The 25,670-nt window shown below is 61.3% G+C and carries 12 protein-coding genes; 7 read left to right on the top strand and 5 right to left on the bottom strand.

Going from position 1 to position 25,670, the window contains the following annotated elements; translation table 11 throughout:
* Window positions 1–61: 61 nt before the first annotated feature.
* From dsbD to dsbG, 3 genes are read left to right on the top strand one after another with little or no spacing between them, the layout of a single operon-like run.
* Window positions 62–1,795 (top strand): protein-disulfide reductase DsbD, encoded by a 1,734-nt coding sequence (gene dsbD / locus ACIPIZ_RS11525; protein ID WP_401165378.1) that lies wholly within the window; start codon window positions 62–64, stop codon window positions 1,793–1,795.
* A complete protein-coding gene (locus ACIPIZ_RS11520; protein WP_122661623.1) occupies window positions 1,795–2,676 on the top strand; it encodes a TlpA disulfide reductase family protein in 882 nt (293 codons plus the stop codon). The genes dsbD and ACIPIZ_RS11520 overlap by 1 nt, the downstream gene beginning before the upstream one ends.
* The gene (dsbG, locus tag ACIPIZ_RS11515; RefSeq protein ID WP_401165375.1) at window positions 2,652–3,422 is read left to right on the top strand and encodes a thiol:disulfide interchange protein DsbG; all 771 of its coding nucleotides are present in this window, start codon (window positions 2,652–2,654) and stop codon (window positions 3,420–3,422) included. The genes ACIPIZ_RS11520 and dsbG overlap by 25 nt, the downstream gene beginning before the upstream one ends.
* Window positions 3,423–3,525: 103 nt before the next feature.
* Here dsbG and ACIPIZ_RS11510 read toward each other — a convergent pair whose 3' ends face one another.
* Window positions 3,526–4,341 (bottom strand): alpha/beta fold hydrolase, encoded by an 816-nt coding sequence (locus ACIPIZ_RS11510; RefSeq protein ID WP_401165374.1) that lies wholly within the window; start codon window positions 4,339–4,341, stop codon window positions 3,526–3,528.
* 180 nt (window positions 4,342–4,521) lie between these two features.
* The gene (locus ACIPIZ_RS11505) at window positions 4,522–17,520 is read right to left on the bottom strand and encodes a non-ribosomal peptide synthetase (RefSeq protein WP_401165372.1); all 12,999 of its coding nucleotides are present in this window, start codon (window positions 17,518–17,520) and stop codon (window positions 4,522–4,524) included.
* A 370-nt stretch (window positions 17,521–17,890) separates the two neighbouring features.
* On the opposite strand from ACIPIZ_RS11505, the gene ACIPIZ_RS11500 reads away from it, so the two are divergent.
* Window positions 17,891–18,445, top strand: a complete 555-nt coding sequence (locus tag ACIPIZ_RS11500; RefSeq protein WP_008088195.1) for an RNA polymerase factor sigma-70 — start codon at window positions 17,891–17,893, stop codon at window positions 18,443–18,445.
* 109 nt (window positions 18,446–18,554) lie between these two features.
* Here ACIPIZ_RS11500 and ACIPIZ_RS11495 read toward each other — a convergent pair whose 3' ends face one another.
* The 3 genes from ACIPIZ_RS11495 to ACIPIZ_RS11485 form a co-directional block, all read right to left on the bottom strand.
* Window positions 18,555–19,568, bottom strand: a complete 1,014-nt coding sequence (locus tag ACIPIZ_RS11495; RefSeq protein WP_401165370.1) for a GNAT family N-acetyltransferase — start codon at window positions 19,566–19,568, stop codon at window positions 18,555–18,557.
* Between the two features lie 87 nt (window positions 19,569–19,655).
* Window positions 19,656–20,453, bottom strand: coding sequence for a substrate-binding periplasmic protein (locus ACIPIZ_RS11490; protein ID WP_401165368.1), 798 nt, complete (start codon window positions 20,451–20,453; stop codon window positions 19,656–19,658).
* A 92-nt stretch (window positions 20,454–20,545) separates the two neighbouring features.
* Complete coding sequence (locus ACIPIZ_RS11485) at window positions 20,546–21,169, bottom strand: TetR/AcrR family transcriptional regulator (protein ID WP_064391351.1); 624 nt, start codon at window positions 21,167–21,169, stop codon at window positions 20,546–20,548.
* A gap of 184 nt (window positions 21,170–21,353) precedes the next feature.
* On the opposite strand from ACIPIZ_RS11485, the gene ACIPIZ_RS11480 reads away from it, so the two are divergent.
* Genes ACIPIZ_RS11480 through atuC form a run of 3 tightly spaced genes read left to right on the top strand, consistent with a single transcriptional unit; the run spans window position 21,354 to window position 25,640 of the window.
* Window positions 21,354–23,138, top strand: a complete 1,785-nt coding sequence (locus tag ACIPIZ_RS11480) for an acyclic terpene utilization AtuA family protein (protein ID WP_253482467.1) — start codon at window positions 21,354–21,356, stop codon at window positions 23,136–23,138.
* Window positions 23,139–23,150: 12 nt separating this feature from the next.
* Window positions 23,151–24,020 carry an SDR family oxidoreductase gene (locus ACIPIZ_RS11475; protein WP_401165365.1) on the top strand — a complete coding sequence of 290 codons (870 nt, stop codon included), beginning with the start codon at window positions 23,151–23,153 and terminating at the stop codon, window positions 24,018–24,020.
* Window positions 24,021–24,023: 3 nt separating this feature from the next.
* Window positions 24,024–25,640: a geranyl-CoA carboxylase subunit beta gene (gene atuC / locus ACIPIZ_RS11470; RefSeq protein ID WP_253482464.1), complete on the top strand. Its 1,617-nt coding sequence runs from the start codon at window positions 24,024–24,026 to the stop codon at window positions 25,638–25,640.
* Window positions 25,641–25,670 lie beyond the last annotated feature (30 nt).

Below are 25,670 nucleotides of genomic sequence, written 5' to 3'. Positions count from 1 at the left end.
ATCATCGGTTAATCGCTACCGCCCATTGTGCACCTCACTTGCACAGGGACAAGGCTCCTCCATGCGTCATTTTTTTCTTTTGTTTGCTCTGCTGATTTCGAGCCTGGCCCAGGCTGGAAACAACCCATTTGAGTCAAAACCGGAGTTTCTGCCGGTCGATAAAGCGTTCGTGCTCACGTCCGAGCGTCTGGAATCGGGTGAAACCCAGCTGTTCTGGCAAATCACCGACGGCTATTACCTGTATCAGAAACGCCTGAAATTCGACGGTCTGAGCGCCGAACAACAACCGGCATTGCCCGAAGGCGAATCGCACAGCGATGAGTTTTTCGGTGAGCAACCGGTTTACCGCCAAGGCCTGGAAGTCAAAATCCCCGCCTCGGCCAGCGGCCAGATCAAGGTCAGCTATCAGGGCTGTGCCGATGCCGGCCTGTGCTATCCGCCGCAAACCCGAGTGATTGACCTCGGCGGTAAAGCCGCCGTCGCGGCAGGCACCGAAGCACCGGATCAGGCCTTGGCCAGCAGCCTGCAACAGCGCGCGCTGGGCTGGAGTCTGCTGGTGTTCTTCGGCCTCGGCCTGCTGCTGGCGTTTACCCCTTGCACGCTGCCGATGCTGCCGATTCTCGCAGGTATGGTCGTCGGCAGTGGTGCCACACCGCGTCGCGGTTTTGCGCTGGCCGGCAGTTATGTGATTTGCATGGCGCTGGTGTATGCGGCGATGGGCGTGATTGCCGCGCTGCTCGGCGCGAACCTGCAAGCGTGGTTGCAGAACCCTTGGCTGCTTGGCACGTTCGCCGCGATCTTCGTGGTGCTGGCGTTGCCGATGTTCGGTTTCTTCGAGCTGCAATTGCCGGTGGCGCTGCGTGATCGTCTGGAACACGCTTCGCGCAGTCGCAGTGGTGGCAGCCTGGTCGGCGCCGGCGTGCTCGGCGCGCTGTCGGGCTTGCTGGTCGGCCCGTGCATGACCGCGCCGCTGGCCGGCGCGCTGTTGTACATCGCGCAGAGTGGCAATGCCCTGCACGGTGGCTTGATTCTGTTCTCGTTGGGCATCGGTATTGGTGTGCCGCTGTTGTTGCTGGTGACCGTCGGCAATCGCTTCCTGCCCAAACCCGGCGAGTGGATGAACCTGCTCAAGGGCGTGTTTGGTTTCCTGTTCCTCGCCACGGCATTGCTGATGCTGCGGCCGGTGCTGGACCCGTCGTTGTGGCTGGGCTTGTGCGGCGCGCTGTTGTTGATTGCCGCTTACAGTGCCTGGAAACAATCCGAAGGCTTTGGCCGTGTTGCACAGATGTTCGGCGCAATGGCGCTGCTGCTGGGTTTGTGGGGCAGTTTGCTGGTGATCGGCGCGGCGGGTGGCAGTGATGATCCGTACCAGCCGTTGCAGGTTTATAGCGCCGGCCGCACGACCAGCGCTGCACCCAATGGCCATGAAGCGTTCACCACAATCAACAATCCCGACGCCCTGCAACGCGAACTGGATACAGCGAAAACCAAAGGCCAATGGGTCTTGCTCGACTATTACGCCGACTGGTGCGTGTCGTGCAAAGTCATGGAAAAACAGGTGTTCGGCAAGGACAAGGTCATGCAGGCATTGAGCGATGTGCGCCTGCTCAGGCTTGATGTCACCGCCGACAATGCCGCCAGCCGCGAGCTGCTCAGCCGTTACAAAGTGCCGGGACCGCCGACGTTCATCTGGATCGGCACCGACGGCGAAGAGCGTCGCAGCCAGCGCATCACCGGCGAAGTCGATGCCGACACGTTCCTGCAACGCTGGGCCACCACCCGAGACGCCAATTAATGCTGACGTTCACCCTCGGCACCTTTGCCATCGCGCTCAACCACCTGCTGCTGATCAGTGCATTGGCGCTGGCGACCTTTGTCGGCTGGCGGGTGGCCAAGCGCGGCGGCGATAACCCCGAGTCGGCGTTATTCAGCCTGTTTCTGCTCGGCATGCTGGCGGCGCGCATCGCCTTTGTCGTGCTGTACTGGAGCCATTACCGCAACGATCCGTGGCAGATCATCGATCTGCGCGACGGCGGTTTTCTCGCCTGGCCTGGGGTGATCGTTCTGCTGCTGGCGGCGTTCTATCGCGGCTGGCGTCGGCCCGGTCTGCGCCGTCCGCTGGGCTTTGGCGTGGCCAGTGGCGTGGTGTTCTGGTTATTGGCGACCTTGTCATTGAATATCTACGAACAGGGCACACGCCTGCCGGATATTTCCCTGCGCAACGCCGCCGGCGAAACCATTCAGCTCAGCGATTATCAGGGCGGCCCGCTGGTGATCAACCTGTGGGCGACCTGGTGCCCACCGTGCCGACGCGAAATGCCAGTGCTGGAAAGCGCCCAGCAACAACGCCCGGACCTGACCTTCCTGTTCGTCAATCAGGCCGAAAGCATGCAAAGCGTGGCGACCTTTCTCGAAACCCAGGGCCTGAGTTTGAACAACGTGCTGTTCGATCGTCGCGGCCAGCTCGGTCAGGCCGTAGGTTCAATGGCATTGCCGACTACGCTGTTCTACAGCCCCGACGGGCGTCTGCTGGCCAGTCATCTTGGCGAGTTGTCGAACGCCAGTCTGGCGCGTGCCCTGGAAAACTTCGGCGAACCGACTCCACATTCGACCCCGGCCACTGCTCCGGCCACCTCTGCAAGGAAACTGCCATGCCCCGCCTCCGCCACCTGCTGACGCTGACTCTGGGCACCGCCCTGCTGCACTTGACGTCGGTGCAGGCTGCTGAAGAGTTGCCTGCGGCGATCAAGCAGATCGAAGCCAAAGGCGCGAAAATCGTCGGCCAGTTCGACGCCCCCGATGGCCTGCGCGGTTACGCAGCGCAATATCAGAACCGTGGCATGGCGCTGTACCTGACCCCGGATGGCAAACACGTTCTGCTCGGTAATCTATACGACGCCGACGGCAAGGACCTGAGCAGCGAACCGCTGCAAAAACTGGTGTATGCGCCGATGGCCAAGGAAGTCTGGGCCAAGTTCGAGGCGAGCAACTGGATTCAGGACGGCAACAAGGATGCACCGCGCACCGTGTACCTGTTCAGCGATCCGAACTGCCCTTACTGCAACATGTTCTGGGAACAGGCGCGGCCGTGGGTGAAATCCGGCAAGGTGCAGCTGCGGCACATCATGGTCGGAATCATCCGCGAGGACAGCCCGGGCAAGTCAGCGGCGTTGCTGGCGGCGAAAGATCCGGCCAAGGCCCTGGAAGATCACGAAAAGGCTGGCAAGGGCAGCACGCTCAAGGCCTTGAAAGATATTCCGGTGGCGGTGCAGAGCAAACTGGCGGCGAACATGCAGTTGATGGAAGACCTCGATTTGCAGGCGACACCGGCGATCTTCTATATGGATGACAAGGGCGAGCTGCAACAGCAGCAAGGTGCGCCTTCGCCGGACAAGTTGGTGAAGATTCTCGGGCCTAAATAATTTACGGTGCTTGGACTGGCCCCATCGCGAGCAGGCTCACTCCTACAGGGGAATGCATTCCAAATGTAGGAGTGAGCCTGCTCGCGATTGAAGATCACTCTGTTTAACGGTTGCACTCGCTGAGGAAGGTAAGCAACGCCTCCGTCACAAACTCGGGATTCTCCAGATTGGAGATATGCCCCGCCTGCGGCACCAGCACCCATGGACAACCGATCAGCTCGGCCATTTCCTGAGTTTCCGACGGTGGTCGCGGCTTGTCCTGATCGCCACACAGCACCAGCGTGGACGCTGCATTCAATTCGCCCAGCCTTGATAACAACTCATCGCGACCAAAGGTGATGCGCCCCATCGGCACGATGCTGTCGCGCAGTCGATCAGACGAATACGCCGCCAGTTTTGCACGGAAATCCTGATACAGCGCCGACTGTGGATCAATGCCCGGACGGAAGAAGATCGGCACGACGATGTCCAGCAATTGCTCGGAGATTTCGCCGGTGTCTTCGATCTGCTTGAACAGCGAGAAGTAGTACTGGCGGGTGGGCTCAGGTTCGACACCAACATAAGTGTCCATCAGCACCAGACCGTTGATGCGCTGCGGTGCCGCCAGTGCCAGGCGCACGCCCCACATGCCGCCGACCGATAGTCCGACAAGAGTGACCTGATCGATGTCCAGATGATCGAGCAGGGCTTGCGCCTGACGGGCGATATCATTCAGGGACGCCGTGCCTTCAGGCAACCGGCCCGACTCGCCATGGCCCCACAGATCCAGGGCAATCACCCGATAGTGCGGTGACAACGCGGCAATCTGCGGCGCCCACATGGCCTGGTCCCACAGATAGCTGCCAGCCAGCAACACCGCCGGGCCTGAGCCTTGATCAATGTAATGCAGCGCTTGTCCGTCAACCGTGAAAAAAGGCATCGACCACCTCCGCGACAAAAAAGAGAACCGGCAGACTGAGCTGCCGGTTCTTTATCGTCAACCTTGGAAATGTACATGAATGTACCGGCCACATCGCGAGCAGGCTCGCTCCTACAAGGGAACGCATTCCAATGTAGGAGTGAGCCTGCTCGCGATGAGGCCAGTACAAACGCTAGAGAATTACAGCCCCTCCAGCTCCGCCATCAGATCATTCAAGCGGTCGACCTTCTCCTCGGTGATATCACTCGCCGCCAGCCCATCAATGTACTCGGCCAACTCCTCCACTGTGCTGCACTCGAACATCGCCCGCAGCGGCACATCACGTTGCAGGGATTTCTGCACCCGCGAAGCGATTTGCGTGGCCAGCAACGAATGCCCGCCCAACTCGAAAAAGTTGTCGCGCACCCCGACCTGCTCGACCTTCAGCACCTCAGCCCAAATATCAGCCAGCGTCTGCTCAAGATCATTGCGCGGCGCCAGATAATCCTGGCTCTGCAACTGGCCGATTTCCAGTGCCGGCAAGGCTTTGCGGTCGAGTTTGCCGTTGGCATTCAGCGGCAGTTGGTCGAGCCACAACCAGTGCAGCGGCACCATGTATTCCGGCAATTCGGCGCGCAGGCGCTGTTTGATCCGCTCCAGGCGTTCGCTCGGATTGAGTGCCGAATCGGCGGCGACCAGATAGCCGACCAGGTGCTTACCGTTGACACCCTCCTGCACACCGACCGCACCATCGCGCACTTCCGGCTGTTCATGCAGGCGCGCTTCGATCTCACCCAGTTCGATGCGGTAACCACGAATTTTCACCTGATGGTCAACCCGGCCAACATATTCCAGCACACCGTCACTGCGGCGCCGCGCCAGGTCACCGGTGCGATACAGACGCTCGCCCGGCGCACCGAACGGGTTCGGCACAAACACCGGCGCGGTGCGCAACGGATCGCTGACATAACCGCGACCAACGCCGGTGCCCGCGACACACAACTCACCCACCGCACCCAACGGCACCAGCTCCAGCGCGCCATCGACCAGATAGAGCAAGTTGTTGTCGGTCGGCGTACCGATCGGCAAATAGCTGCCGCGCGTCGAGGCCATGTCGACACGGAAAAACGCCACGTCATCCGAGCATTCCGCCGGGCCGTATGCATTGACCAGACCGATGTCCGGGTAACGCAGCAGCCACTGGTGCGCCAGTTCTGGCGGCATGGCTTCACCGGTCGGCAACATCCAGCGCAGACCATCGAGGCTCAGTCGCTCCGAGGCGAGCATGCCCTGAATCAGCGACGGCACGCTTTCCAGCACGGTGATGCCCTGCGCTTGCACGTGCACCAGCAAACCTTGCGGATCGTGGGCGATGGTGTTCGGCACGATGTCCACCCGCGCGCCGAACAACGGTGCAGCAAGGAACTGCCAAACCGAAATATCAAAGCTTTGCGAAGCAGTCTGTGCGATGACGTCGGCGTCGCTCAGGTTCAGGTACGGCACCTTGCTCAACTGGTTATTGAGCATGCCGCGCTGCTCGACCATCACGCCTTTCGGCAAGCCAGTGGAGCCCGAGGTGTAGATCACGTAAGCGAGGTTGTCCGGGCCGCTATAGATGCCCAAGTCCTGTGCCGATGTCGCCGCCGTTTGAATCTCTTCCCACACCAGCAAGCGTGGGCGATTGGCGCAGCTGAATTCATCCAGCAAGGTCTGCGCCTGTTCAACGCACGCTTCAGTGCAGACCAGCACCGGCGTGCGGCTCAGTTCGATGATGCGTTGCAGACGCTGGCTCGGCAGGCCCGGATCCAGCGGCAGATAACCCGCGCCCGCCTTGAAGCTGCCGATGATCATGCCGAGCAGATCGAGATTACGCTCGGCGAGCAGTGCCACCGGTTGATCCATCTGCACACCCGCGGCGACCAGTGCATGGCCGAGACGGTTGGCGTTGTGGTTCAGCTCGGCGTAGCTCTGTTGCTGATCAAGGCACGTCGCGGCGATACGCTGCGGATGCGCAGCGACCTGCGCTTCGAACAGCGCCACGTAGCTCTGCTCCAGCGGATAGTCGTGGGCACTCTGGTTGCAACCGTGCAACAGGAAATCCTCTTCCTCGGTACCCAGCAGCGGCAGATCGGCCATGTCGCCATGGAAGCCATCGACCAGCGCCAGCAGCAGACGCTTGAACTCGCCGAGCATGCGCTCGATGGTCGTTTCATCGAAGTAACGCTGATCATAAGACAGGTGCAGGCCAAGGTCGTCGCCCGGGTAGCACACTGCCGTCAACGGGAAGTTGGTGTGGGTACGGCCCGAATCCGACGTCGCGTTGAGACTCTGCGCACGGTCCAGTACCGAGACTTCCACCGGGGCGTTTTCAAAGACGAACAGACTGTCGAACAGTGGCTGGCCTTTGGGCAATTCGCTTTGTTCCTGGATGTTCACCAGCGGCAGGTATTCGTACTCGCGCAGCTGCATGTTGCTGTCGAGCAAACCGCTCAGCCACTGACGCACACTGCTGCGCTGATCGTCTGCAGGCATCTGCACCCGCAGCGCAATACTGTTGATGAACAGGCCAACGGTGCGTTGCATCTCCGGCATTTCCACCGGGCGCCCGGCCACGGTGACGCCGAAGAGCACATCACGATCGCCGCTCATGCGCCGCAGTACCAAGGCCCACGCCGCTTGGGCGAAGGTGTTGATGGTCAGCTGATGGGCCTGCGCCAGCTCACGCAGACGTGCACCGTCCTCGACATTAAGACGGGTGTAGCGGTCGCCAACGATCATGCCGCCGCTTTCGCCAGCATGTTCGCGCAGGAATGGCCGGTCACTCGGGATCGGCGTGGTGCGCTCGAAGCCTCGCAGGTTCTGCTGCCACCAGTTCCGCGCTTCGGCGAGGCTCTGGCGTTGCAGCCAGCCGATGTAATCGCGATAACGCGGCGGCACGGCGAGTTGCGCTTCACGACCCTCGCCCATGGCGGTGTAGATCTCGAAGAAGTCGTTCATCAGCAGCGAGCGGCACCAGGCATCGATAAGGATGTGGTGGTTGCTCATCATGAACCAGTAACGCGCCGCACCGACCTTGATCAGACGCAGGTGGAACGGTGCCTGATTGAGCAGATCGAAACCGGCCTCGCGCTCGTTTTTCAGCAGCGTTTGCAGCTGCGGTTCCTGCTCGGCTTCGGCGATGGAGCTCCAGTCCAGATACTCGATCGGCGTGCGACCCGGCGTGTGAATCACTTGCAGCATGTCTTCGCCAACGTTCCAGCAGAACGAGGCGCGCAGCGCTTCGTGACGGGCGATCACCGCTTGCCACGCCTGAGCGAAACGCTCGGCGTCGAGTTCGCTGTTGATGCGGTAGCGATCCTGCATGTAGTACAGACCGGTGCCCGGTTCGAGCAGGGTGTGCAGCAACATGCCTTCCTGCATCGGCGTCAGAGGATAGACGTCTTCGATGTGCGCGGCCGGTACCGGCAAGGCATCCAGTTGCGCCTGAGTCAGTTTCGCCAGCGGGAAGTCCGACGGCGTCAGCCCACCGGCGTCGTCTTGCAGACAATGGCCGATCAGGCTTTGCAGCTCGCCGAGGTAGGCATCGGCCAGATCGTTGATGGTCTGCGCGTCATAACGCTCGGCGCTGAAGGTCCAGCGCAGGAGCAATTCACCGCCGTAGACCTGACTGTCGATGCTCAGTTCGTTCGGCAATGGCGCCTGCGGATCGTGGGCGGCACCGACCGGCTCGTCCAGCGGACGGAACAGCGCATCACTGCCGAAACTCTGGTCGAACTGACCGAGGTAGTTGAAGGTGACCGGCGCATGCGGCAGCGCCTCCATGCTGCGCTGAGTGAAATCATCAGCCAAATATCGCAGCACGCCATAGCCCAGACCTTTGTGCGGTACCGCGCGCAGTTGCTCTTTAATTGCCTTGATCGAAGCGCCCTGCCCTGCGGCCTCTTCGATGTTGTGCGGGGTCAGACGCAGCGGGTAGGCGCTGGTGAACCAGCCGACGGTTCGAGTCAGATCGATCTCGTCGAACAGCGTTTCGCGGCCGTGGCCTTCCAGTTGAATCAGCGCCGACGGCTGACCGCTCCAGCGGCAAAGTACGCGGGCCAATGCGGTCAGCAACAGATCGTTAACCTGAGTGCGATAAGCGCTCGGCGCTTGTTGCAGCAACTGCCGGGTGTGCTCGGCATCGAGGCGCACGCTGACGGTTTGCGCATGACGATTGTGCTGGCCGCCCTGTGGGTTTTCGCACGGCAAATCGGCGTTCTGACCGGCCAGTTGGGTCTGCCACCAATTGAGTTCTTCACGCAGGGATTCGCTGCCGGCGTAGGCCTGCAGACGCGCTGCCCAATCCTTGAAGGCACTGGTTTTCGCCGGCAGTTTCACCGCTTGTTCGGCGTCGAGTTGGCGGTAAACGGTTTGCACATCGTCGAGCAATACGCGCCACGAGACGCCGTCGACCACCAAGTGATGGATGGCGATGAACAGGCGTTGCTGACCTTCAGGGCCATCGACCAGCACGGCACGCACCAGCGGACCATTTTGAAGATCGAGGCTGCGTTGAGCATCGGCGAACAGCGCTTCGCACTTGTCCATCGAGGTCACGCGCACTTGCCACAAGACAGCGGCATCGGACACCGCTTGGTGCGTGGCTTGCCACTCGCCGTTGGCCTCGGTAAAGCGCAGACGCAGGGCGTCGTGCTGCTCGATCACCGCCAACAACGCCTGCTCCAGACGGTGCGGTTCGAGGGTCACGGTCGGCTCCAGCAACAGCGCCTGGTTCCAGTGCTGACGCTCAGGGATTTCCGTGTCGAAGAACCAATGCTGAATCGGCGTCAGACGCGATTCACCAACCACCAAGCCTTGCTCCGCCGTCACCTGTTCGGTGCGGCTGGCCACAGCGGCGAGGGTCTGCACGGTCTGATGCTGGAACAGATCACGCGGGCTGAAATGAATACCCTGCTGGCGCGCACGGCTGACTACTTGAATCGACAGAATCGAGTCGCCGCCCAGTTCGAAGAAGTTATCGTTGAGGCCAACCTGTTCAACGTTGAGCACCGCGCACCAGATCTGCGCCAGGGTCTGCTCAAGTTCATTGCTCGGCGCAACGTAGTCCTGACGATTCAGCTCCGGATCCGGCGCTGGCAACGCGCGGCGGTCGAGTTTACCGTTGGCGGTCAGCGGCATGCTCGCCAGCAGAATCAGGTGCGTCGGCACCATGTAATCCGGCAGTTGCGCCTTGAGGTGCGATTTCAGCGCCTCACGCAGCTCTGCCTGTTTCGTTTCGCTTTGCTCGGCGATTTCGCTGACCAGATAGCCCACCAGTTGTTTGCCGCTCGGCGCATCCAGTGCCAGCACCACGGCTTCGCGGATCGAATCGTGATCGAGCAGGCGCGTTTCGATTTCGCCCAGTTCGATACGGAAACCCCGGATTTTCACCTGATGGTCGATTCGCCCCAGATACTCCACCAAACCATCGGCACGCTGCCGCACCAGGTCGCCAGTGCGGTACATGCGCCCGCCATCGGTGGCGAACGGGTCAGCGACAAAACGCTCGGCGGTAATGCCCGGACGGTCGTGATACGCCTGCGCCAGACCGGCCCCACCGACGAACAACTCACCGGTCGCGCCTTGCGGCACCAGCGCCAGATCGGCGTCGAGAATGTACGCCATACGCGCGCCAATCACGCTGCCGATCGGCACACTGCCGGCGCCCTCTTCCAGCACCTCCGGCGCCAGACTGGCCAGCGGCATGACCACGGTTTCCGTCGGGCCGTAGGCGTTGAAGAACATCGCCGGTTTGAACGCTGCACGAATGCGTTGCAGATGTTCACCGGTCAACGCTTCGCCGCCGGTGATGATCATCCGCACCGGCAGAATTTCATTTTGCGTCGAGAGGAACTGCGCCAACTGGCTGCCGTAGCTCGGGGTGAAACCGAGCACGTTGATTTTATGCGTGCGGATCAAACCGCAGATTTCTTCCGCGTCCCACTGACCCTGCGCACGCAACACCACCTGCGCGCCACTGAGCAACGGCACCAACAGACGCTCGGTCGCCGCGTCGAAGTTGATCGAATAGAAGTGCAGTTCGCAATCGTCCGCACGCATGCCGAAACGCTCGATCACCGCCTGACAGTGCATGGCGATTTCGCCGTGGGAGACCACCACGCCTTTCGGCTTGCCGGTCGAGCCCGAGGTGTAAATCAGGTACGCCTGATGTTGCGGCAGGCTGATAAACGCCAGTTCAGTGGCCGGGTAATCAGCCAGCGCCACGCTGTCGTCTTCCAAACACCAACGCGCCACGCTCGCCGGCAGATCGCCGAGGGCTTTGAACATCGCGCGATCGCTGAGCAGCAGGCCAATGCGACTGTCTTCGATCATGTAATGCAGACGGTCGAGCGGGTATTCCGGGTCCAGCGGCACATACGCACCGCCAGCCTTGAGAATCGCCAGCAGGCCGATGACCATTTCCAGCGAACGTTCCAGCGCCAGACCAACGCGCACTTGCGGGCCAACGCCACGCTCACGCAGGGCCCAGGCCAGACGATTGGCGCGGGCGTCGAGTTCGGCGTAGCTCAGGGTCTGCCCGGCGAAGGTCAGGGCCGGTGCGTCTTTGCGCGCCAGCGCTTGTTCGGCGAACAGATGATGGATGCACTGGTCAAGACGATGCTCGCCCGGCTCGATGCCGAGGCTGTCGAGCAACTGCTGTTGCTCGGGCTGCTCGAGCAGCGGCAATTCACTGAGGCGCTGTTGCGGATCGGCGATCAGCGCTTCGAGCAGATTGCGCCAATGTTTGGCCATGCGCGCGATGGTCGGCTCGTCGAACAGATCGGTGCTGTACGTCAGGCAGCAACCGAGGCGATGATCGAGGTCGGTGACTTCCAGATTGAGGTCGAACTTGGTCGCCCGCGCATCGTTGGCCAGGTACTCGACGGTCATCCCGGCGAGCATGCGGCTCTGCTGGAATTCCCAGCGCTGCACGTTGCACATCACCTGGAACAGCGGGTTGTACGCGGCACTGCGCGGCGGCTGCAACGCTTCGACCAGATGATCGAACGGCAGATCCTGATGCGACTGGCCTTCGATCACGGTGTGGCGCACCTGCTCGAACAGTTCGCCGACCGACATCATGCCGTCGAGCTGGCAACGCAGTACTTGAGTGTTGAGGAACGCACCGATCAGCCCTTCGCTTTCCGGGCGGATGCGGTTAGCCACCGGCGCGCCGATGCGCAGATCGGTCTGGCCGCTGTAGCGGTAAAGCAGCGTGGCAAGCGCGGCAGTCATGGTCATGAACAGGGTCAGACCGTTTTGCGCATTGAACGCACGAACCCGCGCAGCCAGGTCGTCGCTGAGGTCAAAACGGAACAGCTCGCCTTGGTGGCTTTGCACCGGCGGACGCGGACGGTCACCCGGCAACTCCAGCAGCGGATGTTCACGGCCGAGTTGCGCGGTCCAGTAGTCGAGCTGACGCTGACGCTCGCCGGATTCCAGCCAGTGGCGCTGCCAGACGCTGTAGTCGAGGTACTGCACTGGCAGCGGCTCCAGCGGCGAATCGCGATCATCGACAAACGCTTCGTACAACGCGCTGAGTTCGCGGGCGAAAATGTCCATCGCCCAGCCTTCGGTGACGATGTGGTGCAGGGTCAGCACGAAGTAATGCTCCTGCTCGGCGGTCTTCACCAGACAGGCGCGCAGCAGCGGGCCAGTTTCCAGATCGAACGGCAGATGCGCTTCTTCGTCGGCGAATTGCTGAACCTGTTGCTCGCGCAGATCGGCGGCAATCTTCGAGAAATCCTTCCAGCCCATACGCACGCCGGTTTCGGCATGCACCTGCTGACGGGCGACGCCGTCGACACTCGGGAACGTGGTGCGCAGGGTTTCGTGGCGCAGGATCAGCGCTTGCAACGCGGCCTCGAAACGCTCGACGTGCAACACGCCACGCAGGCGCGCCATGCCACCGACGTTGTACGCCGGGCTGTCAGGTTCCATCTGCCAGAGGAACCACATGCGCTGTTGCGAGTACGACAGCGGCACTGGTTTGCTGCGGTCGACTTTGGCGATTGGTGGCTGTTTGTTGGTGCGGCCGCTGGCCTGGATCAGGCGGATCTGTTCGGAGAAATCACCGAGTTCGCTGTGCTCGAACAAGGCGCGCAACGGCAGCTCGACGTCGCAGGCCTGACGGGTGCGCGAGATGATTTGCGTGGCCAGCAGCGAATGACCGCCGAGGGCGAAGAAGTCGTCGCGCAGGCCGACTTGGGTAAGGCCAAGGACTTCGCGCCAGATCGCGGCGATCTGCTGTTCCAGCTCAGTCACCGGTTCGACGTGTTCACGTACTTGCCATTGCGGCTCGGGCAGCGCGCGGCGGTCGAGTTTGCCGCTTGGGCTGAGGGGCATTGCGTCAAGACGCATCAATTGCGCCGGGACCATGTATTCCGGCAGCTCGGCGGCCAGTGCGGTTTTCAGCCGGGTGATTTGCTCGTCATGATTTTCGCTGGCATCGGTGGCGGTGAAGTAGCCGATCAGCTGCGCGCCGGCAGCGGTTTCACGCACCAGCACCACGGCTTGGGCGACGCCGTCCTGCGCTAGCAAACGTGCTTCGATTTCTTCCGGTTCGACGCGGAAGCCACGCAGTTTGACCTGTTGATCGAGACGGCCGAGGTATTCGATCACGCCGTCAGACGTCCAGCGCGCACGGTCGCCGGTACGGTACAAACGTGCGCCCTGCTCGCCCAGCGGATCGACGACAAAACGCTCTGCGGTCAACGATGGACGGCCGAGGTAACCACGGGCCAGACCGATGCCGCTGATGCACAGTTCACCCGGCACACCGGCCGGCACTGGATTGAGATCGGCATCGAGCACGCGGCAAATCACGTTGCCCAACGGACGACCGATCGGCGAGCGTTCGCCATCGGCCGTGGTGCAATGCCAGTGGGTGACGTTGATCGCGGTTTCGGTCGGGCCGTAACGGTTGTGCAATTGCACCGCCGGCAGTTGCGCCAGCACGCGGTTACGCAGTTCGGCCGGCAGCGCTTCACCGCCGGAGAATACCCGGCGCAGGCTGGTGCATTCGGCGCTCAGCGGTTCATCGATGAACAGCGAGAGCAGCGGCGGCACGAAGTGCAGCGTGGTCACGCCATATTCCTGAACCAGTTGCGCGATGCGGTGCGGATCGCGGTGTTCACCCGGGCTGGCAATCAACAGACGCGCACCGGTGATCAACGGCCAGAAGCATTCCCACACCGAGACGTCGAAACTGATCGGTGCCTTTTGCATCAGCACATCCGTTTCATTCAGCGCGTAAGTGTTCTGCATCCATTGCAGACGTTCGGCCAGTGCCGCGTGGGTGTTGCCGACACCTTTCGGTTGGCCGGTGGAACCCGAGGTGTAGATCACGTAGGCGAGGTTGTCGCCGTGCAGGTGCAGGCCCGGCGCCTGGCTCGGCCAGTTCTCCAGGTGCAGCGCGTCCATGGCGATAACACTGACGCCGTCGCTGGCCGGCAAGCGGTCGAGCAATTCGGTCTGGGTCAGCAGCAGTTCGACGCCGCTGTCGCTGAGCATGTAGGCCAGACGATCCGCCGGGTAGTCCGGGTCCAGAGGAACGTAAGCGCCGCCGGCCTTGATGATTGCCAGCAGACCGATCAGCAGTTGCGGCGAACGCTCGGCGGCGATGGCCACGCAAACGTCCGGGCCGACGCCTTTGTCGCGCAGGTAATGCGCGAGGCGGTTGGCCTGGGTGTGCAGTTCGGCGAAGTCGAAGCTGCCGCCGTCCCACACCAGCGCGGTGCGTTCCGGCGTGAGGCGCGCCTGTTCATTGAGCAACTCTGGGAGCCACTGTTGCGCCGGGGTGCACGGGGCGACGCTCCAGTCTTTTTGCTGATTGTATTCGCCGACGGTGAGCAGTTGCAGATCGCCAAGCGCTTGTTCCGGACGTTCGCAAACTTCGTGCAGCAGGTTGCTGAAGTGTCCGGCCAGACGCACGATGGTCGGGGCGTCGAACAGTTCGCTGGCGTAGTCGAACGACAGGGTCAGGCGACCGTTACGGTCTTCTTCGCTATGCAATTGCAGGTCGAACTTGGCTTCGCGGCTGTGCCACGGCAGTTCTTCGGCAAGCAGACCCGGCAGACGCTTGAGTGCACTCAAATCGCGCTGCTGGTGGTTGAACATGACCTGGAACAGACCTTGTTCGCGAGCCTGCGGGTACGCTTCGAGCAGCTGTTCGAACGGCAGATCCTGATTCGCCTGGGCACCGAGCGCGGCTTGGCGGGTCTGGGCCAGCAGTTCGACGAATGACAGGCGCGAATCGATCTCGGCGCGCAGCACCTGAGTGTTGATGAAAAAGCCGATCAGGCCTTGGGTTTCCAGGCGCGCACGGTTGGCGTTGGGCACGCCGATGCGAATGTCGCGCTGACCGCTGTAGCGGTGCAGCAGGCTCTGGAATGCCGAGAGCAGCAGCATGAACGGCGTCGATTGATGCGCCTGCGCGGTGGTGCGGATCGCATCGCTGAGGCTCACACCCAGACGCACGGTGTGGCGGGCGGCACTGTGAACGTGTTGAGCCGAACGCGGGTGATCCGTGGCCAATTCCAGCGCCGGATGTTCGTCACCCAACTGCGCTTTCCAATACGCCAGTTGCCGTTCGCCCTCGCCTTGCGCCAGCCATTGGCGCTGCCAACTGCCGTAGTCGGCATATTGAGTTGGCAGCGGCGCGAGGCTGGCAATCGCGCCTTGCGAAGCGGCGGCGTACAGGCGCGAGAACTCGTCGATCAATACATTCAGCGACCAGCCGTCGGCGATGATGTGGTGCAGGGTCACCAGCAGTTGGTGATCTTCGTCATCGAGACGCACCAGCGTCACCCACAGCAGCGGGCCTTGTTCCAGGTCGAACTGGCTGCGTGCTTCGTCTTCGCGGATTTGCTGCGCGCGCGCTTCGCGCTCATGGGCCGGCAGGTCGCTGATGTCGATCAGTTGCAGGTTGAATTCAGCGGCGGCATCGACGTGTTGCAGGGCGACGCCGTCGCGCTCGAAGAAGCGTGTGCGCAGCGATTCGTGGCGTTCGATCAGTTGCTGGAAGCTGGCGCGCAAGGCGTCTTCATCGAGCTCGCCGCGCAAGCGCAGGCCGCCGGGAATGTTGTAGGCGCTGCTCTGCGGGTCGAGTTGCCAGGTGATCCACAAACGGTTTTGCGCCAGCGATTGCGGCATCGGCTCGTTGCGCGACAACGCGCCGATCGCGCCTTGGGCGTTGCCGCCGTCCTGCTGCTGTTGCGCCACCGCAGCGGCAAATGCCGACAGCGTCGGCGCTTCGAACAACAGACGCAGGTTCAGCTCAAGGCCAAGTTCTTCACGGACCCGGGCGATCACTTGCGTGGCAGCAATCGAGTTGCCGCCAAGCAGGAAGAAGTGGTCGTCGGCGTTGACCTGTTTGACGTTGAGTTGTTCGGCCCAGAGCTTGCCGATCAGCGCTTCGAGTTCGGAGGCGCTGGCGGTCGACTCTTGGTCTTCGGTTACTGTCGACGGGAATACGGCGTAGCTGTCGAGGCTGCCATCGGCCAAGCGATTGCGGCACGCCGAACGCTGCAATTTGCCGCTGGAGGTTTTCGGCAGCGCCCCCGGATTGAGCAGCACCACCACGCTTGGTGCCTCTTGATACGCCTCGGCCACCGCTTGGCGAATGGCTTTGATCAACGCCTCCGGCGGGAGGATTTTCTGCACGCTGCGGCTGATTTCCGCCGCGATGCCGATGCCCTCTTCACCATCCTGACTGACCGCAAATGCGGCGACGCGGCCCTTGCGCACCACTTCCACTTCGTTCTCGACGGTCTTCTCAATGTCCTGCGGATACAGGTTGTGGCCGCGCACGATCAGCATGTCTTTCAGGCGACCGGTGATGAACAGCTCACCGTTGCGCATGAAGCCCAGGTCACCGGTGCGCAGCCAGGCGCGGCCGGCATGCTGGACGAAGGTCTTGGCGCTGGCTTCGGGGTTGCGCCAGTAACCGTGGGCGATGCTCGGACCGGCCGCCCAGACTTCACCGACGGCGTTATCGGCGAGTTCTACGAGCGTGCTCGGCTCGACGATCAACACCGCGTGTTCCGGCTGACTGATGCCGCAGCTCATGATCGGGCTGCCCTCGCCCGGCTCGGCGCGGTTTTGCGCCAATGCTTGATCATCCACCCGCAATGCCGGGATGCCGGTGCCGCGCGGGGTGCCGGCGACGAACAACGTCGCCTCGGCCAGACCGTACGAGGCCATGAAGTTATCAGCACTGAAACCGCACGCAGTGAACTTCTCGGCGAAGCGTTCGAGGGTGTCGAGACGAATCGGCTCAGACCCGGAATAGGCTACGCGCCAGCGACTCAGGTCGAGACGTTCAAGGGCCGATTCACTGACCCGTTCGCTGCACAAGCGGTAGGCAAAATCCGGCCCGCCACTGATGGTGCCGCCGTATTGGCTGATCGCTTCGAGCCAGCGCAATGGACGACCAAGGAAGTACGCCGGCGACATCAGAATGCACGGCACGCCGCTGAAGATCGGTTGCAGCAGACCGCCGATCAAACCCATGTCGTGATACAGCGGCAACCAACTGACGATCACATCATCCGGGTTCACGTCGATGCCGAAACCGTGACGGATCAGCAGTTCATTGGCGACCAGATTGCCGTGGCTGACCTGCACGCCTTTGGGCAGCGCGGTGGAGCCGGAGGTGTATTGCAGGAAGGCGATGTGGTCTTGCGGCAGGTTCGGTTCGACCCAGTTTTCGGCTTGTGCGCTGTCGAGCGTATCGACGCACAGCAACGGGGGCGCGCCTTCGATCTGCTGCAAAGCGTCACGCAGGTCGGCGCTGGTCAGCAGCAGACGTGGTTCAGCGTCGGCGATGATCGACAGCAGGCGCTCCTGGTGATGACGACGCGCGGACTCCGGCGGATAAGCCGGCACGGCGATCACGCCCGCGTACAGGCAACCGAAGAACGCCGCGACATAGTCCGGGCCGCTGGGAAACAGCAGCACTGCGCGATCGCCGAACTCAGCCTGGGCCTGCAGTGCTGCCGCTATGGTGCGCGCGCGTTCATCCAGTTCGCGGTAACTGAGCACCACGCCCTGCTCCTCGGTTTCAGCGAGAAAACGCAAGGCCAGTTGATCCGGCGTCAGGGCCGCGCGGCGCTGGAGGGCTTGGACCAGGGTGCTGGGGAGTTCGAACGCGTCGGTCATGAGGTTTCCTGCCTGAATTCGGCTTGCGAGTGGAATCGGGTTGCTGTGTCACGCCCTTCGAGGGCATGCAGGACGCGGTCTACGCCGACCGCGCAAGGCACTGGAATGCTGTCTGGCCGGGACTCTGTACCCGGAACCATTCACCAATGAGAACGGATGACGTCTTGAAATAATTAGTCGGCAGGCTGGATCGCCAACGGGGACGGGGTGTGGCGGCGTGTCGCAGTTCTCACAACGCACCGATTTGGATCATTAATTCTTTTTCTCATTTGACAATCATTATCATTCAACATAATTTGTCGCTCGATGTGTAGGACGGCCCCGTCCCCCCAGGCGTCCCACTAACCTATTTGGCAGCAAGGTGATTTCCATGACGGAACAAGTATCCACAAGCAGGTGCGATTCACCGCTACTTCAGGCATTCGTCGACAATCGACTGATTCTGGTCAAAATTGCAGCCCGCATTACCGGCTGCCGCTCACGTGCCGAAGACGTGGTGCAGGACGCATTTTTCCGACTGCAGTCGGCACCGCCGATCACCTCGTCGATCAAGGCCCAACTGAGTTATCTGTTCCAGATCGTGCGCAACCTCGCCATCGATCACTACCGCAAACAGGCGCTGGAACAGAAATACTCCGGCCCTGAAGAGGAAGGGCTGAACGTGGTCATTCAGGGTGCTTCGCCGGAAACCTCACACATCAATTTTTCGACCCTGGAACACATCGCCGACGCGCTGACCGAACTGCCCAGCCGCACTCGCTATGCGTTCGAAATGTACCGCCTGCACGGCGTGCCGCAAAAGGACATCGCCAAGGAACTCGGCGTATCGCCGACCCTGGTCAACTTCATGATTCGTGATGCACTGGTGCACTGCCGCAAGGTCTCGGGCAGTCGGCGGGATGCGGTGATTGCGGGTCGTCGTTAAGACCACATGGCCAGATAGAAAAAGATCGCAGCCTCCGGCAGCTCCTACCAGGAAATACATTCCTCTGCAGGAGCTGCCGAAGGCTGCGATCTTTTGCTTTTAAATCACCTCAGGCCAATTTGCACCGATCAAAAAACCGCTCACGCCCCAGCATCATCAGCGCCGCGCGCTTGTGCGGGAAATCGAATTCCTTCTCGCAGTGGAAGCACTGATTCTGCATATGGCCAATCATCTTCGCGTTGTCGGCGCGGGGCTCGGCGACCACACGCTGGGTGCGCGGATCATCGAGAAACAGGTAATGCACCAGCGCCGATAACCAGCTCGCCACTTTGTGCGGACCGCGGTGATCTTCTTCGCCCACCAGCATGTGAATGCCGCGATCGTAATTGTCGGCATCGTAGAACGGCGCAATCCGATCTTCCTTCGCCCAATAGGCTTCGAAATAAGCGAACGGCTGATCATCGAAACAGCCGATCAGTGTCAGCGTGTGCGGATCGGCATCGAGCTTGCTCAGGTACTCGCGGTGTTTTTCGAGGCTGCCCTCCTCCTGCCAGAAACTGGCTACCCGCGGACTGTTCTGCCAGCGATTGAAACGTGACAGATCTTCTTCGATCTCCACCGTTCGCAGGGAAATCCACGCACCAAGGCACGCGTCGAAACGCCGATACACTTCACCCCGCGGCTTCACCGGTCGCAGCGGATGGCGCTTGCCCTGGCTGATGACCATTTGCTGCGGGTAGCTGCCGCTCAGCGAGGTTCCGAGCCACGGTTGCGGCAGTTGCCAGAACAGCGTGCGCTCGCAGCGATATTCGCCGGCCACTTCAGTGCTTGCCAGCAAACCGCTGAGCAGCGCTTCAGTCGGCGGCTGATCCAGTTGCCAGGTCAATTGCTGGCAGTCAGGATCGCGGGCGAACAACCAATAACAGGCGGCCCACAGCGCTTGCCCTGGCGGCAAGGCAAAACGCTCATCGATCTGGATCGGCCCTTTGACCTCACGATCAAGGCGCAGACGAATCAGCGGTTGTCCGTCCAGGCTCAGGCTCAGACGGCTTTCGGTGGCATCAGCGATCAGATGACTGCCCGAAGGCAACGCAAGGGCAGTCAGGTCATTCAGATTGGACATGGGTCGGGCTCACGATAATCGTCGACAGTTCAACGATGGGACGTGATCCGGAATGAGAAATTTAGGCTTTGCAGGGAAATCAGTGCCTCAGTGGTGAGGCACCGGTACCACGGCAATCTTGTATGGCTCGAAAATCTTCAGCATTTCACCGTTATCGCGCAACCCCTGGAGCAGTCTGGCAAATGCCTCACCGCTGATCGGCGCGGTCGGCCGCAGAATCGCGTAGTGGTGATAGACCTGATCGACGCGCTGCGAGACCAGCAGCTCATCACGGACTTTTTCATTACGCAGCAGGTAATCGCTCAGATACGAGCGGGTGACCAGGGCGATATCGGCGCGTCCGCGCAGCACCATCAGCAGGTTGCTGTCGTGGGAATAGGTCAACGTGGCATTGAAGTTCTGTGCGAGGAACTTGGGGTCCGCGTTGAAGTTGGCGAATTCGTAGTGATACCCGCTGAACAGCGCCAGACGCTTGCCGGTGAGGCTCGCAAAGTAACTTTGCTGACGACCGTCTTCGCGTTGCGCGACGAAAATTTCGGCGTCTTCAAGGCCCATATCGACGTCGGTGTGGGGAATATCCTTCCAGCCCCATTCCGGGTTCTCGAAGATCGCCATGTCGATCCGGCCCTGCTTGAAATCACCAAAACGTCGCGGAATCGATGTCGGTACGAGGACGAACTGATAGTCGCTTTGCAGCCCGTTCAAGGCCTCGACCAGTTGTGGCAGCAGACCGGTGTCGGCACCATTTTCCGGGCGAATGGTGTAGGGCGGGAAGTGTGCCGCGCCAACCCGAACCAGTTGCGCTGCCTGGACAGGCAACAAGCATGATGCCGTCAGAGCGGCGAGCAAAAAACCCGCGGCCGTCCGATTTGGCGAAGACTTCAAAACACCCCACTCCCCGAAAAAATACCGATCATTGCATTCAAGCTAGGCGGTTTCGCCCAGTTAGCCAGTTTCCCGGCCGGATAGAAAGTCGTTCAACGCTCTTCGAGAACCAGAATCAACGCCTCCTCCGCCAGTTGCTCAAGGCTCAAGCCACCGCCGGCACGGAACCAGGTGGTGGTCCAGGACAGCGCGCCAGTGAGGAAACGTCGGGTAATAAATACGTCGCCGCGGATCAAACCGTGCGCCTTGGCTTCGCCGAGCACTTGCAGCCAGAGGTCTTCATAAACATCGCGCAATGCCAGGACTTTGGCCTGACCGTCCTCGGACAACGAGCGCCATTCGTAAACCAGTACGGCCATCGCTTCGCCGCTGCCGCCCATGATCGACTGCAGTTCGCAGCGAATCAGCGCCAGCACGCGCTCGCGCACATTGCCGGCTTCGGCGAGTGCCGCACGCATCAACGCGGTGTTGTAGCGGATGGTTTCCTCCATCACCGCGCGGAGAATTTCATCCTTGCTTTTGAAGTGATGAAAAATGCTCCCCGACTGAATACCGACTGCGCCGGCCAGATCACGCACCGTGGTGCGTTCATAACCTTTGTTACGGAACAGGTGAGCCGCCACTTGCAGCAATTTGCCGCGAGCGCTGTCCGGGTCGGTCAACTGACCTTCGTCGACCAATTCGCGCATGACCCTCAGGGCTTTTTGCTCGTCCACCCGTTCTCTCCTACAGTCGATCAGTCTGTTGCCCCCTGAAACCGCAGGGTTGCGCGCAATTTAAGCCGCCAGCGACGACCAAGCAAGCGCTTGGGCAGAAGATAATCTTAGCCATTTACAAACCAAGCGCTTGCTTGGTAGCCTCAAGACACTTCTGCCGCAGGTTTCTGAGTCGGAGATAAAAATGCCAACCACCGTCCGTATCGGATGCGCCAGTGCATTCTGGGGTGACACGTCTACCGCCGCTGCTCAGCTTGTGGCCGGGGGGCGCCTGGATTATCTGGTGTTCGATTACCTGGCCGAGATCACCCTGTCGATCATGGCCGGCGCACGCATGAAAGATCCGCAAGCGGGTTTCGCCGGCGACTTCATCGAAGTCCTGACGCCGCTGCTGCCACAGCTGGCGGAACAGAATATCCGCGTCATCAGCAACGCCGGTGGCGTCAATCCACTTGCCTGCGCCGCCGCATTGCAAGCGGCCTGCGACAAGGCCGGAGTAACACTGAAAATCGCCGTACTGCTCGGCGATGACCTGCAACCGCAACTCAAACAACTCAGTGGCATCCGCGAGATGTTCAGCGGTGCACCGCTGCCGCCGATGTGCGTGTCGTCCAACGCCTACCTCGGCGCACCGGGGATCGTCGAAGCCCTGCGCCTGGACGCCGACATTGTCATTACCGGGCGGGTGGTCGACAGCGCGGTGGTCAGCGCGGCACTGGTGCACGAGTTCGGCTGGTCGTGGCACGACTACGACAAACTCGCTCAGGCCGCGCTGGCCGGGCACATCATCGAATGCGGCGCGCAATGCACCGGTGGCAATTTCACCGATTGGCGCGACGTTCCGGATTACGAACACATCGGTTTTCCGATCGTTGAAGTCAGTGCCGACGGCCAGTTCATCGTCAGCAAACCCGAAAATTCCGGTGGACTGGTCACGCCGCTGACGGTCGGCGAACAGTTGCTCTATGAAATAGGCGACCCACAGGCGTATCTGTTACCCGATGTAGTCTGCGATTTCACTGAAGTCAGGCTTCAGCAGCGAGGCAAAAACGCCGTCCATGTGCATGGCGCCAAAGGGCTTCCGCCAGGCGACAGATACAAAGTCAGCGCGACCTGGCCGGATGGCTTTCGCTGCACTGCCAGTTGCCTGATCGCCGGCATCGATGCGGTGGAAAAAGCGCAGCGTGTCAGCCAGGCAATCATCGACAAAACCGCAGAGATGTTCAGCCAGCGCGGCTGGCCAGCCTACAGCGAAACCAGCATCGAACTGCTCGGCAGCGAAGCCACCTACGGCCCCCATGGCCAGCGTCGCGACAGCCGCGAAGTGGTGATCAAAATCGCTGTGCGCCACCCGAACAAACAGGCGCTGGTGCTGTTCTCCCGCGAAATTGCCCAAGCCGCGACCGGCATGGCCCCGGGGCTGACCGGCATCGTCGGGGGACGGCCAACGGTGTACCCGCTCATCCGCCTGTTCTCATTCCTGATCGAGAAAACCACCTGCACCTTGCAAGTCGACATTGCCGGCGAACGCCATCCTTGCACCCTGCCCTCGCAGGAGGCACTCGACAGCGGAGATTTGCCGATTGCCCAGCAACCGCCGAAACCCCAGGGCCGCGCCGATGCCAGCGTGCCTTTGGTAAAACTCGCCGTGGCGCGCTCCGGAGACAAGGGCAATCACAGCAACATCGGCGTGCTGCCACGTAAACCCGAATACTTGCCGTGGATCGCCGAAGCACTGACCCCGGCGGTGATCGTCGACTGGATGCGCCATGTACTCGACCCGATCCATGGCCGGGTCGAGCGCTGGTATCTGCCCGGCACCCACAGCCTCAACTTTCTCCTGGAAAACGCACTCGGCGGCGGTGGCGTGGCCAGCCTGCGCATCGATCCGCAAGGCAAAGCCTTCGCCCAACAACTATTGGAAATCCAGATCCCGGTGCCGCAGGGCATCGCCGAACAGCTCGACTAGAGGAGGGTGTGCATGGCTTACGCGTCGATTTTCAATGCCGATCTGTTCAGCGGCCAGACCATCATCGTCACCGGCGGTGGCAGCGGCATTGGTCGCTGCGCCGCCCATGAACTGGCGGCGCTTGGTGCCAATGTGCTGCTGGTCGGGCGCAAACCGGAAAAGCTGCAAAAGGTCGCCGCTGAAATCGCCGAAGACGGGGGTCGCGCGCACTGGAAGGCCTGCGATATCCGCGATGAAGAAGCGGTGAAGCAATTAGTGAAAGAACTGATTGCCGAGCACGGGCCGATCCACGGTCTGGTCAACAATGCTGGCGGCCAATACCCGTCGCCACTGGCTTCGATCAATCAGAAAGGTTTCGAAACCGTGCTGCGCACCAACCTCGTTGGCGGTTTCCTGATGGCGCGGGAAGTGTTCAACCAGTCGATGAGCAAACACGGCGGCAACATCGTCAACATGCTCGCCGACATGTGGGGCGGCATGCCCGGCATGGGCCACTCGGGTGCGGCGCGGTCGGGCATGGACAACTTCACCAAGACCGCCGCGTTCGAATGGGGTTACGCCGGGGTGCGGGTCAACGCGGTGGCGCCGGGCTGGATCGCCTCCAGCGGTATGGACACTTACGAAGGCGCGTTCAAAGCGGTGATTCCAACCCTGCGCGAGCATGTGCCACTCAAGCGCATCGGCACCGAATCGGAAGTCAGCGCGGCGATTGTGTTTCTGCTCAGCCCGGCGGCGGCGTTCATCAGTGGCAGCACCTTGAAAATCGATGGTGCAGCCAGCCTCGGCAGCCGTGCATGGCCGCTGCACAAGGCGACTCACAGCGAATCGTTCAATGGTTTCCACCGCGCCTACCTTCCAGACGTGCTGAAGGACAAGGAGTAAGCCATGCCGCAGATCCAGTCCCAACTCGACCCGCACAGCGAGGCTTTTGCGCGCAACCGTGCGGCGATGCTCACGGCCATCGAACACGTCCAGCAACTCGAACAGAACCTGCTGAACAAGGCCGCCGAAGCCAAAGGGAAATTCGACAAACGCGGGCAATTGCTGCCCCGCGAACGCTTGAACCTGTTGCTCGATCCCGGTGCACCCTTCCTCGAACTGGCCAGCCTCGCCGGCTACAAATTGCATGACGACAAGGACGGCAGCTCGGCCGGCGGCGGGCTGATTGCCGGCATCGGTTACGTCTGCGGCATCCGCGCGATGGTCGTGGCCAACAACAGCGCGATCAAGGGCGGCACCATTTCGCCAAGCGGCTTGAAAAAATCCCTGCGCCTGCAACAGATCGCCCAGGAAAACAAACTGCCGGTGATCACCCTCGCCGAAAGCGGCGGTGCCAACCTCAATTACGCAGCGGACATTTTCGTCGAAGGCGCACGCAGTTTTGCCAATCAGGCGCGCATGTCAGCGATGGGCTTGCCGCAGATCACCGTTGTGCACGGCTCGGCCACGGCGGGCGGCGCCTATCAGCCGGGGCTGTCGGATTACGTGGTGGTGGTGCGCGGCAAGGCCAAGCTGTTTCTGGCCGGCCCGCCACTGTTGAAAGCAGCCACCGGCGAAGTCGCCACCGATGAAGAACTTGGTGGCGCGGAGATGCACGCACAGGTTGCCGGCACGGCTGAATACCTGGCGGAAAACGATGCCGACGGCGTGCGTCAGGTGCGTGAAATTCTCCGTATGTTGCCGTGGAACGAACAATTGCCGTGGCTGCCGGAGCCACAATACAAAGAGCCGCTCTACCCGATCGAAGAACTGCTCGGGTTGATCCCCGACGATCCGAAAAAGCCTTATGACGTGCGCGAAATCATCGCGCGCATTGCCGACGAATCCTGCTTCGTCGAATTCAAGGGCGAGTTCGACCAACAGACAATTTGTGGTCAATTGAAGATTCAGGGCCGCGCTTGCGGTTTCATCGGCAACAACGGCCCGATCACCCCGAACGGCGCGAGCAAGGCAGCGCAGTTCATTCAGTTGTGCGACCAGAGCCAGACCCCGCTGCTGTTTTTCCACAACACCACCGGCTTCATGGTCGGCACCGAATCGGAACAGCAAGGCGTGATCAAGCACGGCTCGAAACTGATTCAAGCGGTGGCCAACGCGCGGGTGCCTAAACTGACGATAGTCGTCGGCGGCTCTTACGGTGCCGGCAACTATGCGATGTGCGGACGCGGACTCGATCCACGCTTTATCTTCGCCTGGCCGAATAGCCGCACGGCAGTGATGGGCGGCGCGCAGGCCGGCAAAGTCTTGCGCATCGTCACCGAAGCCAAGCAGCTCAAAGATGGTTTGACGCCAGACCCGAAGATGCTCGACATGCTCGAACAGGTCACCGCACAAAAACTCGACAGCCAATCCACCGCCCTTTACGGCAGCGCCAACCTGTGGGATGACGGGCTGATCGATCCACGCGACACGCGCACCCTGCTCGGCTACTTGCTGGACATCTGCCACGAAGCCGACATTCGCACGTTGCAACCCAACAGCTTCGGCGTCAGCCGGTTCTGACCGTCACGGATTTTACGGAGAACAATAACA

This window comes from Pseudomonas sp. NPDC087690, assembly GCF_044743175.1.
Classification (GTDB): domain Bacteria; phylum Pseudomonadota; class Gammaproteobacteria; order Pseudomonadales; family Pseudomonadaceae; genus Aquipseudomonas.
Note: the sequence above shows the minus strand (reverse complement) of the source record. Positions and strands in the feature narration are given on the sequence as shown.

What these genes read in the sequence shown, in the direction of transcription:
- ACIPIZ_RS11480 (WP_253482467.1), top strand. Translation starts at nt 21,354, where the DNA reads ATGCCAACCACCGTCCGTATCGGATGCGCCAGTGCATTCTGGGGTGAC.
- ACIPIZ_RS11495 (WP_401165370.1), bottom strand. Translation starts at nt 19,568, where the DNA reads ATGTCCAATCTGAATGACCTGACTGCCCTTGCGTTGCCTTCGGGCAGT.
- atuC (WP_253482464.1), top strand. Translation starts at nt 24,024, where the DNA reads ATGCCGCAGATCCAGTCCCAACTCGACCCGCACAGCGAGGCTTTTGCG.
- ACIPIZ_RS11505 (WP_401165372.1), bottom strand. Translation starts at nt 17,520, where the DNA reads ATGACCGACGCGTTCGAACTCCCCAGCACCCTGGTCCAAGCCCTCCAG.
- ACIPIZ_RS11475 (WP_401165365.1), top strand. Translation starts at nt 23,151, where the DNA reads ATGGCTTACGCGTCGATTTTCAATGCCGATCTGTTCAGCGGCCAGACC.
- ACIPIZ_RS11510 (WP_401165374.1), bottom strand. Translation starts at nt 4,341, where the DNA reads ATGCCTTTTTTCACGGTTGACGGACAAGCGCTGCATTACATTGATCAA.
- ACIPIZ_RS11520 (WP_122661623.1), top strand. Translation starts at nt 1,795, where the DNA reads ATGCTGACGTTCACCCTCGGCACCTTTGCCATCGCGCTCAACCACCTG.
- ACIPIZ_RS11500 (WP_008088195.1), top strand. Translation starts at nt 17,891, where the DNA reads ATGACGGAACAAGTATCCACAAGCAGGTGCGATTCACCGCTACTTCAG.
- dsbG (WP_401165375.1), top strand. Translation starts at nt 2,652, where the DNA reads ATGCCCCGCCTCCGCCACCTGCTGACGCTGACTCTGGGCACCGCCCTG.
- dsbD (WP_401165378.1), top strand. Translation starts at nt 62, where the DNA reads ATGCGTCATTTTTTTCTTTTGTTTGCTCTGCTGATTTCGAGCCTGGCC.